The organism is Bradyrhizobium sp. RP6 (assembly GCF_003837805.1).
Lineage (GTDB): Bacteria > Pseudomonadota > Alphaproteobacteria > Rhizobiales > Xanthobacteraceae > Bradyrhizobium.
On record NZ_RQIT01000022.1, the window covers coordinates 55,505 to 69,094 of the forward strand.

The window sequence follows — 13,590 nt, forward strand, 5'->3', positions numbered from 1 at the left end:
GGCAGTCGCGCCGCAAAGGAGGTGCACTCCCTCTCCCGCTTGCGGGAGAGGGCTGGGGTGAGGGCTCTTTCCTCTTGGGTGTTCTCGATTGTGGAGACACCCTCTCCCCAACCCTCCCCCGCAAGCGGGGGAGGGAGCGCACCGTCACCGCGGTGACGCCGCCGCCCGCATCGACTGCGGCAGCACATACGGCACGCCATCGGTCTGATGGACGACAGCGTCGATCTCGAAAATGTCGCGGATGATCTCGCGTGTGACGATCTCCGCGCGCGGGCCGTCGGCGACGAGCTGGCCGCCATTCAGCACGATCAGCCGGTCGGCGAAGCGGATCGCGAGATTGAGATCGTGCAGGATCGCGATCACGGCGGTGCCGCGGCCGGCGCGGCGGCGCGCGGCTTCGACGAGGTCGATCTGGTGACGCAGATCGAGGCTCGAGGTCGGCTCGTCCAGCAGCAAAAGTCCGGGGCCGTGCTCGGCCTCGCCGCAGGCGAGCTGCACCAGCACGCGGGCGAAATGGGCGCGCTGCTGCTCGCCGCCGGATAACGTCGGCAATTGCCGTTCGCGGAAATGTGCGAGGCCGACCTCGTCCAGCGCCGCATCGACGAGCGGCGCGGCATCGCGAAGGCTGCACTCGCCTGCTCCCATCAGAACGACCTCCTCGACCGTGAACGGGAAGGTGACGTTGATGTGTTGAGAGAGCATCGCGCGGCGCGCGGCGAGCTCGCGCGGCGTGAAGCTGCGGATGTCGCGCTGCTTGAGCCGCACCTCGCCGGCGCTCGGGCGGAGATCGTCGGAGAGCAGCCGCAGCAGCGTCGATTTGCCGGCGCCGTTCGGGCCGATGATGGCGACCATCTCGCCGGCCGCAACCGTCAGGCCGACGCCATCGAGCAGCGTTGCGCGGCCCGCGCGCCTGCTCAACTGTCTTGCCTCGATCACCGCCGTCATAGCGCTGCGAGTGCGCGCTGGCGCAGCAGGATGAAGAGAAAGACGGGCGCACCGACCGTCGCGGTCAGGATGCCGATCGGCATCTCCGCGGGGGCCACGATGGTACGCGCCAGCGTGTCGGCGGCGATCATCAGGATCGCGCCTGATAGCACCGAGGCCGGCAGTAGCAGGCGATGCGCCGGCCCGATGACGAGTCGGAGCAGATGCGGTACGACGATGCCGACGAAGCCAATCACGCCGCTGATCGACACCGCGACGCCCGTCATGGCGGAGACCATGACGATCGCGATCCGCTTGAGACGCTCGACATCGACGCCGCCGTGGAAGGCGTCGGCCTCGCCGAGCACGAGGAGATCGAGGCCGCGCGCGATGAAAGCGCAGGCGCCAAGTCCGATGACCAGGACCGGCGCGAGCACGGCGGCCTTGGTCCAGGTCACCCCGCTCATCGAGCCGAGCATCCAGAACGTGATGTCGCGAAGCTGCCGGTCGTCGGCGATGAATACCAGGAGGCCGATGCCCGCATTGGCGATCGCGGTGATGGCGACGCCGGCGAGCAGGAAGATCGCGATCGAGGTCCGCCCCGAGCGACTCGAGATGCCGTAGAGAATCGCGGTGGTCGCCAGCGATCCCGCGAAGGCGGCGAGCGGCAGCAGCTCGGTCTGGAGAAAGCGCAGCGCCTCGCCGAAGCGCGAATCCGTGAAGACGATCGCGCTTGCGGCCGCGAGCGCGCCGCCGCTGGAGACCCCGACCAGGGCGGGATCGGCGAGCGGGTTGCGAAACAGCCCCTGCATGATCGCGCCGGCCGCGGCGAGCAGGCCGCCGATCATCGCGGCCGCTGCGATCCGGGGAATGCGGATCGACCACAGCACCAGCTGGTCGCGGGCCGTCATCGCAGTGCTTTCGCCGGCAAAGCCCAGCGCAGCAGGCAGCCGGGAGAGAGGGATGCCGGCGGCGCCGACGGTCAGCGCGACGATCGCCGTCACCGCGAGCACCGCGATCAGGACAGGAATCGCGAAGGATGCGGACCGCCGTCTGGCGCTTTGTCGCGGGCTCCGTGCTTCGATCCCGACCGCCACGCTCATTGCCGGCAGTTCGCCGCCGACAGCGCCGAGGTGAACGCGCCGCCCTGGTCGGCCAACGCCGGGTAGAGCCTGACGGAGAGATCGCGGGCCGCCGCCGCCGTCCGCGGCCCGAAGCCGAGCAGATAGAGCCCGTCCATGGTGATGAAGCTCTTGTTGGCCGCGACCGGCGTCAGAGCAAAGCCGGGATGAGCATAGATCGCGTCGGCCTGGAGCGACTCCTTGCCGCGCTCGATCGACAGCACGAATTCGGGCTTGGCCGCCACGATCGCCTCGTCGCCGATGATCTTGTAGCCGTCGTAATCGTTCACCGCATTGGTCGCGCCCGCGAGCTGGATGATCTCGTCGGCAGCGGTCTTGTGGCCGGCCACCATCGCCCGCCCGTTCTGGAGCGACATCACGAACATCACGCGTACCGGCTTCGTCACCTTGGCGCGCAGTGCGCGCAGTTGCGCAAGATCGGCACCGACAGCGGCGCTCAGACATTCGGCACGTGCATCGACACCCATGGCGTGGCCGACCAGTCTTATCTTCTCGATCAGTCCTTCCTCGGAGAAGGTCTCGGGCACCAGCACCAGCGGCACCTTCGCCGTTTCCAGGATGTCCATGGTCTCGCGCGGGCCCGAGCCCTGGATCGCCAGGATCAGGGTGGGGTTGAGGCCGAGCACGCCTTCGGCGGAGATCTGGCGCATGTAGCCGACATTGGGCTTGTCTTGCAGAGCCGCCGCCGGATAGAGGCTCGTGGTGTCGACGCCGACCAGTCGGCTCTCCAGCCCGAGCGCATAGAGGATTTCAGTGATGGCGCCGCCGATCGAGACCGTGCGCGCGAAGTCGGTGACGGCAACATCGCGGTTGCGCGCGTCATGCACGGTGATGCCGGCCGCGTGCGCGGCAGATGCGAGCGCGATTCCGCCGGAGAGCAGGAGATTGGCAAGGGTGCGACAAAATGCCATTGCAGGTTACTTCGTCAGGATCAGCTTGTTCTGCGAGGTCAGGCGCAGGCGATAGCTGTCCTCGCCGTGCGCGATGATGATCTCGCGCTCGGCCGCAAACAGCTCGCGACTGTCGATCCGGCTCCCCCGCATGGTGACGGTTCTCGTTGTCGCAGAAGCACTTCCCGCCGGCCCCGCCGTGACGCCGCTGCTGTCTCCGGATGTTGCTGACATTGTGTTGTGATGCGCTTTCGAAATTTCAGATCTAGCTTGTCCTGTATAAGCGGCGCGAGGCGTATTCCAACGGCCCCAACTTACAATCGATATAAACTGCAGTCAGTTGTCATTGACCGTCAGAGTGTTGCCCCGTAACCAATCATGGCAGCGGGTGACGTCCCCGCGGTTTGAGAAGATCAGCCAGCCAGTCGTTCGCGTTGCGAACGCGCGCCAGCCAAGTAACTCCAAAACTAAAGCGAAGTGCAGGCTGGGGCTGATATGGCTGACGGGGCTAGGTATTCGCGCGCCCTGATTTTGGGCGCGTCGGTGGTTTCAATTGCAGCAGCGATGACGGAGGGCAGTCTCGCGCAGGCCGCATCGCCGCAAACTGAAAGTGCGGCGTCGGAGCGGCCGAAGCAGGCAAAGCGCAAGCCGGCCAAACCGCAGGCGGCGCAGCAGGCAACGCCCGATGTCATGAATGCACACGCGCAAGTCGGCGGTACTGCACCCGTGCAGACGCTCGATACCATCACGGTCGCCGCGACCAAGACTCCGGAACGGGCGATCGATGCCCTCGCGCCCGTCAGCTCGATTTCGCTGGACAAGATCCAGGGACTCCAGCCGAACCGGCTGTCGGACATCTTCTACGCCATTCCCGGCGTATCGTTTCAGGAGCGCGGCGACGATCCCGCGACCGTCATCAACATTCGCGGCTTGCAGGATTTCGGGCGCGTCGCGGTCGTCGTCGATGGCGCGCGGCAGAACTATCAGCGTACCGGGCACAACGCCAACGGCTCCTTCTTCCTCGATCCCGAGTTGATCGGCGGGGTCGATGTCTTGCGCGGACCTACCGCCAACATCTACGGCTCCGGCGCGATCGGCGGTCTGGTCTCGTTCCGCACCAAGGACATCAACGACGTGCTGCGCCCCGGCGAGCGCTGGGGCGTCGATCTCTCGGGCTCCTACGGCTCCAACAACAATCGCGGCCTCGGTTCGGTGTTCGGCGGCGTGCGCGCCACGCCCGACGTCGATGTCTTCGGCGGCGCGGTCTACCGCACCCAAGGCGATTACAAGGACGGCAACGGCACCGAGATCGGCAACACCGGCAACCAGGTCGAGGCCGGGTTGATGAAGCTCACGGTGCGGCCGGCTCTCGGTCACGAGGTCAAGTTCGGCGCCGTCTTCCAAGACTATCAATACGATATCGGCCAGTTCAACCGCGGTCCGGTGGCGACGGCGGCCCAGCGCGCGCTTTATCAGGGCTCGTCGGTGTACGCTTCCGATGCGAAGAATTACACCGGCACCATCACCTGGAACTATTCGCTGCCGAGCGACAATCTGTTCGACTGGCACATGTCGATCTACGGCAATCGCGTCGACAACGACCAGACCAAGACCTATCACTATTCCACGTCCGGCGCCGCCTATTGCGGGACGGGCAATTTCGGCAACAACATTTCGGGTTGTGTCGGCGACAAGCGCGGCTATGTCCTCGATACCTACGGCATCGACGTCAACAACACCACGCGATTCAACGTGGGCGACTGGCGCAACGCCGTCACCTGGGGCATCGACGCCTTCCAGGACGATGTGATCACGACCGACAGCCGCGGCAATTCAAACATCACGACGCCGAGCGGCATCCGCACCGTGTCGGGTGGTTTCCTTCAGCTGAAGCAGAACTACGGCACCTGGTTCGAGGCGGTGAGCGCGATCCGCTATGACCGCTACGACCTCGATTCGGGGCGGACCAGCGCCGGCGGCGACCGCTTCTCGCCGAAGATCACCCTCGGTTTCACGCCTGTGCCAGGCTTCCAGCCCTATGTCAGCTACGCCGAAGGCTATCGCGCGCCCTCGATCACCGAGACGGTGATTTCCGGCGCACATGCGACTGGTGGCGGACCGGCCTTCTTTCCCTGTCCAGACGGTACCGTCGGGCTGTTCTGCTTCCTGCCCAACCCGAATCTTCGTCCCGAGGTCGGCAGGAACAAGGAAGTCGGCATCAACCTGAAGTACGACAACATCTTCAGCGCCAACGACTCGTTCCGCGGCAAGATCAATCTCTTCCGCAACGATGTCAGCGACTACATCGACCTCGTTGCTTCCACGCCGGTGCCGACCGGGTTCAGCTCGTTCAGCCAGTACTACCAGTATCAGAACATCGCCAACGCTCGCATCCAGGGCTTCGAGGCTGAGACGATGTACGATGCCGGCGACTGGTTTATCGGCGTCGCCGGGCACTACATCCAGGGCAAGAACGTCGCCACCAATATCGGGCTCGCAACCATCACCCCACGTAAGGTCGTCACGACCGGCGGTGTCCGCCTGCTCGATCGCACGCTGATCCTGTCGGCTCAGTGGGCCTCGTTCGGTCCCAACAACGACGTCCCCGCGGGCTATCTGCCGGCGACCGGCTACGAATTGGTCAACCTGTACCTGACCTACAACGCTACCAAGGACATCGTGTTCACGGCGTCGATCGACAATCTCTTGAACCAGTACTATCGGCCTTACGCCGTTCCCGGCAGCTCAACCGACGGCACGTCGCAGAACGACGTGCTGTGGTCGAGCCCGGGCCCGGGCAGGGTTTACAAGGCCGGCATGAAGATCCACTTCGGAGGTGCGTAAGCCGACCGGCGTCGCCGCAACACAACAACCTCCCGGGCCGCGCTGATGCTCCAGCGCGGCTTCGGCGCGCTTTCACTTTGATCAGAAGGAGAGACCAAATGTTCATCGCAATGAATCGTTTCCAGGTGAAGCCCGGCTCGGAAGCCGCGTTCGAGACCGTCTGGCGCACCCGGGAGTCCTATCTCGGCAGCATGGCGGGGTTCGTCGAATTCCATCTGCTCAGGGGGCCGGTCGCCGAGGACCACACGCTGTACTCCTCGCATACCGTGTGGGTCGACAAGGCGGCTTTCGAGGCCTGGACGCGTTCTGAGGAATTCCGCCGTGCTCATGCGCGCGCCGACAACAAGACCGGCGAGAGCCTCTATCTCGGCCACCCCAAGTTCGAGGGCTTCGAGGTCATCATGACCGAGGGCAAGACGAGCGCGGCCGCCTGAGACGGCGAGCCAGGGAGTCGGACATGCTGAGCACGGATCTCGCCGATCTCAGGGCGCATATGGCGGACAATCCCGGCGCGGTGATCGAGGATGTTGCGCGCGAGCGCAGCGTCACTCCGCGTGCGGTGATCGAGGCGCTGCCACCGTCCATGGTGCGCATGGGGAGCGGCGAGCATTTTGCCGCCGCCATGAAGGACATCGCAGAATGGGGCGAGGTCACCCTGATCGTCCACACCGATGATGCGATCTTCGAGTTCACCGGGACCGTTCCCGCGGGCGAGATCGGCCGCGGCTATTTCAACCTGACGCAGCCAAAGGGCCTGCATGGCCATCTCCGCCACGAGCGCTGCGCAGGCATCGCCTTCGTCGAGCGGCCCTTCATGGGTAAGTCCTCGGCCTTCGTTGCGTTCGTCAACGCCGACGGCGGCATCATGTTCAAGGTCTTCGTCGGCCGGGACGAGACCCGGGCGCTACGCGGAGACCAATTGGCGCGGTTTCGGCAACTTACGGACCGGATCGCGGCCGCCCCAGAGGCGTAGCTCGTTTCAATCGGACGGGAGATCGGGATGCAGCGCAATTCCAGGCTTCGGCATGCAATCCTAGCCATCGCGTTGGCGCTCGCGCCGGCACCGGCCTTCGCGATCGACGAGGCCCTGCTGCCGCGCAATCTGTCGCCCTGGGGCATGTTCCTCAGTGCCGACATCATCGTGAAGACGGTGATGGTCGGGCTCGCCATCGCGTCGCTGGTGACGTGGACGGTGTGGCTCGCCAAGACTATCGAGCTGCGCCGCAAGGGCTCACTCGCCGGGCAGCGGACGCGCGCCCTCGAGGGCAACATGACGCTGGCCGAGGCATCGGCGCGGACCGGCGACGCGCGCGACGCAGTCGCGCAGCTGATCCAGTCCTGCGCCAGGGAGGCCGAGCTCTCCGGCGGCACCCTCGACGACGGCCTGCAGGAGCGCGTCGCGTTGCGGCTGGAGCGGGTCGAGGCGGCGATGTCCAGGCAGATTGCGCGCGGCACCGGCGTGCTCGCGACCATCGGCGCCATCGCGCCGTTCGTCGGCCTGTTCGGCACCGTCTGGGGCATCATGGATTCCTTCATCGGCATCTCCGAGAGCCACACCACCAGCCTCGCGGTGGTCGCGCCCGGCATTGCGGAAGCGTTGCTCGCGACCGCGCTCGGGCTCGTCGCCGCGATTCCGGCCGTCGTGATCTACAATCACCTCGTCCGCGGCATCGCCAATTACCGCGCTTTGCTCGGCGACGCCTCGGCGCAGCTGATGCTGCTGGTGAGCCGCCAGCGCGACCACGGCCATTTCCGTCTGGCCCGGGCGGCGGAGTAGGCCATGGCCGCCAAGCTCGGGACATCGAAGCTCCGCTCCCGCGGTGACGCGAGCGATCTCGAAGTTACCCACGAGATCAACGTCACGCCATTCATCGACGTGATGCTGGTGCTGCTGATCATCTTCATGGTGGCCGCACCGCTCGCCACGGTCGACATCGGCGTCGATCTGCCGGCGACGGCCGCCGAGCCGGCGCCGCGGCCGGACAAGCCGGTCTTCGTCACCGTCAGGCCGGATCTTTCGATTGCGGTGGGTGAGGAACTCGTGGACCGCGAGGCGCTCGGCAGCTCGCTTGCCGCCGCCACCAAGGGCCGCAAGGACGAGCGCATCTATCTGCGCGCCGACAAGGCGGTCTCCTATGGCGACCTGATGGAGGTGATGAACACCTTACGCAATGCCGGCTATCTCAAGGTCGCGCTGGTCGGCCTCGACGGACGCAGCTGATGGCCGCGAACGCGTTTGCCCTGCACGAGCCGCTCTGCGAACGCGACGGCGCGCGCTGGGGTGTCTCGGCGGCCGTGATCGTGGTGTTGCATGTGGCTGCCGCGCTGCTTGCGACGAGCTGGCTCAGGTCGCAGCCCGAACAGGGCGTCAGCCTGCCGGCGATCTTGATCGACATGGCCCCGGTGACCTCGGCGCCGCAGCCGACGCAGGACGACGTCGCCCCAGGACCGGTGATGCAAGAGGCCGACGCCTCGCCGCCGGAACCCGTACAGCAGCAGGCCGTCGACGACACCGTCGCGCCGACGCCGCCGCAGGAGAAGCCGGACGTCGTCGCGCCACCGGAGCAGAAGCTGGAGCCGACGCCGGCCAAGCCCGAGCCGGCGAAGATGGTGCCGGTCGAAAGGCCCGCCCCAGTGAAGCCGAAGGCGGTTCGCCGCGAGGCGAAGAGGCCGTCGGAAGCGACGCCCGCCCCCCGCACCAGCGCGCCGCCGCGCGCCGAGCGCGATGCGCCGATGGCATCTGCCATGAATGCGGGTGCGATGGCCTCCGCGATTGCATCCTACAATCAACGCGTCCGCGCGCATCTGATGCGCTTCCACCAATATCCGTCAGGTGGGGGCGACCAGCGCGGCGTCGCGCGGCTGAGCTTCACCCTCAGCCGCAGCGGGCAAGTCACGTCCAGCCGCCTCGGCGGCTCGTCAGGCGTCGCCGTCTTCGACGCCCAGGCCATGGCGATGATCCGCCAAGCCTCGCCGTTCCCGCCGATCCCGGACGAGATCAAGAACGGTTCGATGAGCTTTTCGATCCCGGTGGAGTTCACGGTGAGGTGAGGATGCTCGCTCACACCCATCGACGGTCTGACGTGCAAAGGGTGCGAGGGGTTGGCTTCGCGCGACCTCATTGAGCGTGAGGGACTGAAGTTCTATCCTCGTCATTGCGAGCGCAGCGAAGCAATCCAGACTGTCTCCGTCGAAAAGATTCTGGATTGCTTCGCTGCGCTCGCAATGACGGAGGATGAGGCCGCTGTCATTTCCAACCCTCTCCCCGCAAGCGGGGAGAGGGAGAGGAGAGAACTCGTCCTACTTCGCCTTCAGGAAATCCGCGACCTCGAGCAGTACGAACTCGTTGTCGTCGGCCTTGTTGGGGTCGCGGCTGGAGGAGAACGGCAGGTTGTTGTCGTTGCCGACGATGATGTGGGTCTCGTCGACGCGATCGACGTTCTCGATGGTGAAGAACGGGAAGGTGTAGACGCCGTCGTTGAGCGGCTTCTTCGCCTTCTTGTCGGGATCCCTGATCTTCATCAGGTCGATATAGCCGATCTTGCGCACGGGCTTGCCGACATTGGCGTCGGTCAGCTCGATCTTGTAGACGCGCTTGAACTTGGCGAGGTCAGGGAAGCAGCTCTCGCCGCGGGTGCCTTGCGGGCAGGCCTTGTCCGCCGTGCCTTCGCCGTTGTCGCGCTCGATGACGAGGCCGGAGGCCTGATCGATCATGTTGAAGTCGCCGATGGCGTTGCCGTTCTGCTCGAACACATACTGCCAGTAGCGGCCGGTGAACTTCTCCGCGGCGACGTCGAATTCGAGGATGCGGGCGGCTTCCTTGCCGTCGACCTTCTCCCAGTCCTTCTTCTCGGCATCCCACAGCGGTCCTTCGAGCAGGCCGTAGAGGAACTTGCCGTCTTTGGACGCGGCGAAGCCCTCATAGCCCTTGGAGCGGCGGAGATTGACATTGGTGTAGGTCGCGCCCGGCGCACCGGGCGTCGCGACGGCCCAATTGTCCGGCGAACGCACCGGCTTGCCGTCGGCAACCGTGTCGAACACGCCGAGGATCTTGCCCGACTTGTCGGCCTTCAGGATATAGGGGCCGAACTCGTCGCCGATCCAGAAAGAGTCCCCGACGATCTGGAAGCCTTCGGTGTCGAAATCGGAGCCGGTGAGATAGCGCTTCCGGGTATCCTCATGCACGATGCGGAAGGGCACCTTCTTGTCGGGATCGTGCAGGAAGATGGTTTCCTGTCGCTCGATCTTGCCGCTCGCCCAATCCATCTTGTAGCGGTTCAGGTACAGCATCGAGTCCGGCGAGTTGGCGCGCGCACCCATGCCATTGTCAGTGATGACCCAGAAGCTGCCGTCGGGCATGGTCTTGATGCCCGAATGCCCCTGGAGCGGCTGGCCCTTGAACGGCAGCGACACGCCCGTCGGTCGCTCGTAGGACTTGCCCATGACGGTGCCAAGCGCGTCGACCCGCTTGCCGGTGGTGTATTTGCCTGCGGTCTTGAGATCGGCGGGTGCGTCAGCCGGCACATCGATGAACGAGCTGGCTGGCATCACCACGTGGCCGGCGAGCTTGGCCGGGAATTCGCCTTCGCTCTGCGCCAGCGCAGAACTGGCGGTGAGAATGATCATTGCGACGGTGCTGAGAAAAGTCGCGCGCATGTGCGTCCCCTGTTGGCGGACGCAACGCTTATGGGGACGGTGCATTGCAGTTTTGTGAAGCCGGGTCAAACGCCGCAGCCGCCCGCGGCGCGTCACACGCCTTCGTAGACCAGCCTGGTGAAATAGCCGGGATCTACGACGAACTGCCCCCATTTCGCGTCGAACGCTGCGGTCGGCTTGGCGGCAACAGCCTCGTCCCGGGTCTTGCCCTGCTTCTTGAGGTTGCCGACATTGTCGCGGATGGCAACCAGCATGTCGCGGAATTCCTGGAGTTCGGCTTTATTGCTGACGGGCTTGCCGTGACCAGGAATGATGATGGTATCGCTCTTGGTCGCGGCGAGATTGGCGTCAGATGCCGAGATCATGCCATCGATGCTGCCGCCAGTGGAATAGTCGATGAAGGGATAGATGCCGTTCCAGTAGGTATCGCCCGCATGCAGGATATTGGCCTCCGCCAACCAGACGGAAATGTCGCTATCGGTGTGTGCGGGTCCGTAGTGCTTTAGCAAGATCGATGCGCCGTTGAGCTTCAGCTTGTGCTCCTTGGCGAAGACCTCGGCCGGTAGGGCACCGGCGGGAGCGGGGAGGAAATTGTAGTCCCAGTCCTCGACCCGCTGAATGCCGGAAAGATGCTTGCGCGTGTTCTCGTGGGCTACGATCTTCGCGCCCGCCGCATGCAGCCACTCATTGCCGTCGGCATGGTCGAAGTGCCAGTGCGTGTTGATCAGATGCGTGACCGGCTCGCCACCGAGTTCGGCCAGCGCCTTGCTGAGCTGCGGCCGCGACACGCCGATTCCGGCATCGACCAGCACCTTGCCGTCTGGCCCGGTCAGGACGGCGATGTTGCCTCCGGACCCCTCGAGCACGCTGACGTCGTTGCGCAGCTTGTAAGTCGTGATAGGCGCTGCTGCAGCGCTGTCCTTGATCAAGCTGACGATGCCTCGGGCCTCGGCATAGGCCTGACGCGGCGTGAGCCAACCCGCGGTGGTCGCGAACGTTGCGCCACCGACGCAACACAAGCAGAAGCCGCGTCGGGATAACGAATTGAGTTTTGGCGATGCCATGCAATGCTCGCTTTCGCGCGATCATCGACGGCGCCGGCGATCGACGTCGTCTTCTGCGTGGCAGGTGGGACCGAAAGCGTGAAGCGGTCTATCACGATCGCACGATCGCTTGCGAAACCGCTGTCTACTCCTTCACCGCACCGGTCAGCGAGGACACGTAGTAATCCACGAACAGCGAGTAGAAGATCGCGACCGGCAGCGAGCCGAGCAGCGATCCCGCCATCAGTGCGCCCCACTGGTAGACGTCGCCGGTGACGAGCTCGGTCAGGATCGCGACCGGCACGGTCTTGTTGGCGCCGCTCTGGATGAAGGCGAGCGCGTAGATGAACTCGTTCCAGGACAACGTGAAGGAGAAGATGCCGGCCGAGATCAGCCCGGGCACCGCGAGCGGCAGCGTGATCCGCCGCAGGATCTGCAGGCGTGTGGCACCGTCGACCAGCGCGCATTCCTCGAGCTCGTAGGGGATCGACTTGAAATAGCCGATCAGGAGCCAGGTGCAGAACGGCACCAGGAAGGTCGGGTAGACCAGGATCAGGGCAAGCGGTGAGTCGAACAGGCCGAACTGCACCACGACGGTGGCAAGCGGAATGAACAGGATCGACGGCGGCACCAGATAGGCGAGATAGATGCCGAGGCCGATATAAGGACTGCCGCGGAAGCGCAGCCGTTCGATGGCATAGGCGGCCAGCGTGCTCGCGATCAGCGACAGCGTGGTCGAGCCGATCGCCACCAGCATCGTCGTCCACAGCCAGTGCGGATAGGCGGTGTTGAACAGCAGGTGCTTGATGTGCGCCAATGTCGGCGAGGAGATCCAGAACGGATTGTGCTCCTTGTAGTTCATCAGCTCCGCGTTCGGCTTGAACGACGTGATCGCCATCCAGTAGAACGGGAACAGCAGGATGAGCACGAAGCAGCCGAGCGGCAGGTAGATCATCATCAGCCGCCGCAGCCCGGAATCCCAGGCCATGGTATCGGGCGCCGCCTTCGCGTCGGCGACGGCCGGTTGGGCGACACTATCAGTCATTGCTTTCTCCCTGCTGCCATTTGCGGCGGGCCAAACCGAAATAGGAGAACAGCGTCGCGAACACCAGGAACGGGATCATCGACACCGCGATCGCCGCACCTTCGCCGAGCTCTCCGCCGGCGATGCCGCGCTGGAAGGCAAGCGTTGCCAGCAGGTGGGTCGAGTTGCCGGGCCCACCGCGTGTGATGGCGTAGACGAGCTGGAAGTCGGTGAAGGTGAAGATGATCGAGAAGGTCATGACGATGGCGAGGATCGGCATCATCATCGGGAAGGTGATGTAGCGGAAGCGCTGCCAGGCGCTGGCGCCGTCGAGCATCGCCGCCTCGTACAGCGAGGGCGAGATGGTCTGCAGGCCCGCGAGCAGCGAGATCGCGACGAACGGAATGCCGCGCCAGATATTGGCGGCGATCAACGAGAAGCGGGCCGGCCAGGGCGAACCGAGGAAGTCGATATTGCTGTCGCGCCAATGCAGCACATCGACCAGCAGGTAGGAGATGATCGAGAACTGGGGATCGTAGATCCACCAGAAAGCGAGCGCCGAGAGCACGGTCGGCACGATCCAGGGCAGCAGGATGATCGCACGCAGCACGCTCTTGAACGGAAAATGGTTGTTGAGCAGCAGCGCGAGCCAGAAGCCGAGGGCGAACTTCCCGAAGGTCGCGACGGCCGTGTAGAGGACGCTGTAGAACACCGCGTTCCACCACAGGGAGTCGGTGAGCAGGTACTGGAAGTTCTCGAGGCCGACGTAGATGCCACGCCGGCCGATCGTGGTGTCGGTGAAAGCGAGCCAGATGCCGAGCCCGAGCGGATAGGTCAGGAACACCGAGAGCAGCCCGATCGCGGGCGCGAGACACATCACGATCAGGAATGGCTTGTAGTCGAACAACCGCACCAGCCAGTTCGGCTGCCGGGCCGCGACGCTGTGCGTTGAAAGAGTGGTTACGGACATCGGACCTTTGTCTTTTCAGGGCTTCAAGGTCATTCCGGGGCGATGCGCAGCATCGAACCCGGAATCTCGAGATTTCCCGGTGCGCAATTGCGCACCC

Annotated in this window: 14 protein-coding genes; 6 read left to right on the forward strand and 8 right to left on the reverse strand. The window is 64.8% G+C overall.

Annotated elements, in window-relative coordinates:
* Positions 1 to 144: 144 nt before the first annotated feature.
* The 4 genes from EHH60_RS29420 to EHH60_RS38180 are packed head-to-tail and all read right to left on the reverse strand — an operon-like array spanning position 145 to position 3,190.
* Entirely contained in the window at positions 145 to 945 is an 801-nt protein-coding gene (locus tag EHH60_RS29420; RefSeq protein WP_124162871.1) for a heme ABC transporter ATP-binding protein, read from the reverse strand.
* A complete protein-coding gene (locus tag EHH60_RS29425) occupies positions 942 to 2,027 on the reverse strand; it encodes a FecCD family ABC transporter permease (RefSeq protein ID WP_124162872.1) in 1,086 nt (361 codons plus the stop codon). The genes EHH60_RS29420 and EHH60_RS29425 overlap by 4 nt, the downstream gene beginning before the upstream one ends.
* Complete coding sequence (locus tag EHH60_RS29430) at positions 2,024 to 2,977, reverse strand: heme/hemin ABC transporter substrate-binding protein (protein WP_124162873.1); 954 nt, start codon at positions 2,975 to 2,977, stop codon at positions 2,024 to 2,026. Before EHH60_RS29430 ends, EHH60_RS29425 begins: the two co-directional genes overlap by 4 nt.
* A gap of 6 nt (positions 2,978 to 2,983) precedes the next feature.
* Positions 2,984 to 3,190 carry a hemin uptake protein HemP gene (locus EHH60_RS38180; protein WP_245454620.1) on the reverse strand — a complete coding sequence of 69 codons (207 nt, stop codon included), beginning with the start codon at positions 3,188 to 3,190 and terminating at the stop codon, positions 2,984 to 2,986.
* 261 nt (positions 3,191 to 3,451) lie between these two features.
* Between EHH60_RS38180 and EHH60_RS29440 the strand changes: the two genes are divergently transcribed.
* From EHH60_RS29440 to EHH60_RS29465, 6 genes are all read left to right on the forward strand, one after another.
* Positions 3,452 to 5,800: a TonB-dependent hemoglobin/transferrin/lactoferrin family receptor gene (locus EHH60_RS29440; RefSeq protein WP_199752154.1), complete on the forward strand. Its 2,349-nt coding sequence runs from the start codon at positions 3,452 to 3,454 to the stop codon at positions 5,798 to 5,800.
* A gap of 98 nt (positions 5,801 to 5,898) precedes the next feature.
* On the forward strand, positions 5,899 to 6,234 hold the full coding sequence (gene hmuQ, locus EHH60_RS29445; protein ID WP_124162875.1) for a heme-degrading protein HmuQ: 336 nt from the start codon (positions 5,899 to 5,901) through the stop codon (positions 6,232 to 6,234).
* A 23-nt stretch (positions 6,235 to 6,257) separates the two neighbouring features.
* Positions 6,258 to 6,773: a heme utilization cystosolic carrier protein HutX gene (gene hutX / locus EHH60_RS29450; protein WP_124162876.1), complete on the forward strand. Its 516-nt coding sequence runs from the start codon at positions 6,258 to 6,260 to the stop codon at positions 6,771 to 6,773.
* Between the two features lie 27 nt (positions 6,774 to 6,800).
* Positions 6,801 to 7,577: a tonB-system energizer ExbB gene (exbB, locus tag EHH60_RS29455; RefSeq protein ID WP_124162877.1), complete on the forward strand. Its 777-nt coding sequence runs from the start codon at positions 6,801 to 6,803 to the stop codon at positions 7,575 to 7,577.
* A 3-nt stretch (positions 7,578 to 7,580) separates the two neighbouring features.
* Complete coding sequence (exbD, locus tag EHH60_RS29460) at positions 7,581 to 8,021, forward strand: TonB system transport protein ExbD (protein WP_124162878.1); 441 nt, start codon at positions 7,581 to 7,583, stop codon at positions 8,019 to 8,021.
* Entirely contained in the window at positions 8,021 to 8,851 is an 831-nt protein-coding gene (locus EHH60_RS29465) for a TonB family protein (RefSeq protein ID WP_124162879.1), read from the forward strand. The genes exbD and EHH60_RS29465 overlap by 1 nt, the downstream gene beginning before the upstream one ends.
* 249 nt (positions 8,852 to 9,100) lie before the next feature.
* On the opposite strand, the gene EHH60_RS29470 is transcribed toward EHH60_RS29465, so the two are convergent.
* From EHH60_RS29470 to EHH60_RS29485, 4 genes are all read right to left on the reverse strand, one after another.
* Positions 9,101 to 10,456 (reverse strand): esterase-like activity of phytase family protein, encoded by a 1,356-nt coding sequence (locus EHH60_RS29470; RefSeq protein WP_124162880.1) that lies wholly within the window; start codon positions 10,454 to 10,456, stop codon positions 9,101 to 9,103.
* A 92-nt stretch (positions 10,457 to 10,548) separates the two neighbouring features.
* Entirely contained in the window at positions 10,549 to 11,520 is a 972-nt protein-coding gene (locus EHH60_RS29475; protein WP_124162881.1) for an MBL fold metallo-hydrolase, read from the reverse strand.
* Positions 11,521 to 11,644: 124 nt separating this feature from the next.
* Positions 11,645 to 12,544, reverse strand: coding sequence for a carbohydrate ABC transporter permease (locus tag EHH60_RS29480; protein ID WP_124162882.1), 900 nt, complete (start codon positions 12,542 to 12,544; stop codon positions 11,645 to 11,647).
* Positions 12,537 to 13,493: a carbohydrate ABC transporter permease gene (locus tag EHH60_RS29485; RefSeq protein WP_124162883.1), complete on the reverse strand. Its 957-nt coding sequence runs from the start codon at positions 13,491 to 13,493 to the stop codon at positions 12,537 to 12,539. The genes EHH60_RS29480 and EHH60_RS29485 overlap by 8 nt, the downstream gene beginning before the upstream one ends.
* Between the last annotated feature and the right edge of the window lie 97 nt (positions 13,494 to 13,590).

What these genes read in the sequence shown, in the direction of transcription:
- EHH60_RS29420 (WP_124162871.1), bottom strand. Translation starts at nt 945, where the DNA reads ATGACGGCGGTGATCGAGGCAAGACAGTTGAGCAGGCGCGCGGGCCGC.
- EHH60_RS29425 (WP_124162872.1), bottom strand. Translation starts at nt 2,027, where the DNA reads ATGAGCGTGGCGGTCGGGATCGAAGCACGGAGCCCGCGACAAAGCGCC.
- EHH60_RS29430 (WP_124162873.1), bottom strand. Translation starts at nt 2,977, where the DNA reads ATGGCATTTTGTCGCACCCTTGCCAATCTCCTGCTCTCCGGCGGAATC.
- EHH60_RS38180 (WP_245454620.1), bottom strand. Translation starts at nt 3,190, where the DNA reads ATGTCAGCAACATCCGGAGACAGCAGCGGCGTCACGGCGGGGCCGGCG.
- EHH60_RS29440 (WP_199752154.1), top strand. Translation starts at nt 3,452, where the DNA reads ATGGCTGACGGGGCTAGGTATTCGCGCGCCCTGATTTTGGGCGCGTCG.
- hmuQ (WP_124162875.1), top strand. Translation starts at nt 5,899, where the DNA reads ATGTTCATCGCAATGAATCGTTTCCAGGTGAAGCCCGGCTCGGAAGCC.
- hutX (WP_124162876.1), top strand. Translation starts at nt 6,258, where the DNA reads ATGCTGAGCACGGATCTCGCCGATCTCAGGGCGCATATGGCGGACAAT.
- exbB (WP_124162877.1), top strand. Translation starts at nt 6,801, where the DNA reads ATGCAGCGCAATTCCAGGCTTCGGCATGCAATCCTAGCCATCGCGTTG.
- exbD (WP_124162878.1), top strand. Translation starts at nt 7,581, where the DNA reads ATGGCCGCCAAGCTCGGGACATCGAAGCTCCGCTCCCGCGGTGACGCG.
- EHH60_RS29465 (WP_124162879.1), top strand. Translation starts at nt 8,021, where the DNA reads ATGGCCGCGAACGCGTTTGCCCTGCACGAGCCGCTCTGCGAACGCGAC.
- EHH60_RS29470 (WP_124162880.1), bottom strand. Translation starts at nt 10,456, where the DNA reads ATGCGCGCGACTTTTCTCAGCACCGTCGCAATGATCATTCTCACCGCC.
- EHH60_RS29475 (WP_124162881.1), bottom strand. Translation starts at nt 11,520, where the DNA reads ATGGCATCGCCAAAACTCAATTCGTTATCCCGACGCGGCTTCTGCTTG.
- EHH60_RS29480 (WP_124162882.1), bottom strand. Translation starts at nt 12,544, where the DNA reads ATGACTGATAGTGTCGCCCAACCGGCCGTCGCCGACGCGAAGGCGGCG.
- EHH60_RS29485 (WP_124162883.1), bottom strand. Translation starts at nt 13,493, where the DNA reads ATGTCCGTAACCACTCTTTCAACGCACAGCGTCGCGGCCCGGCAGCCG.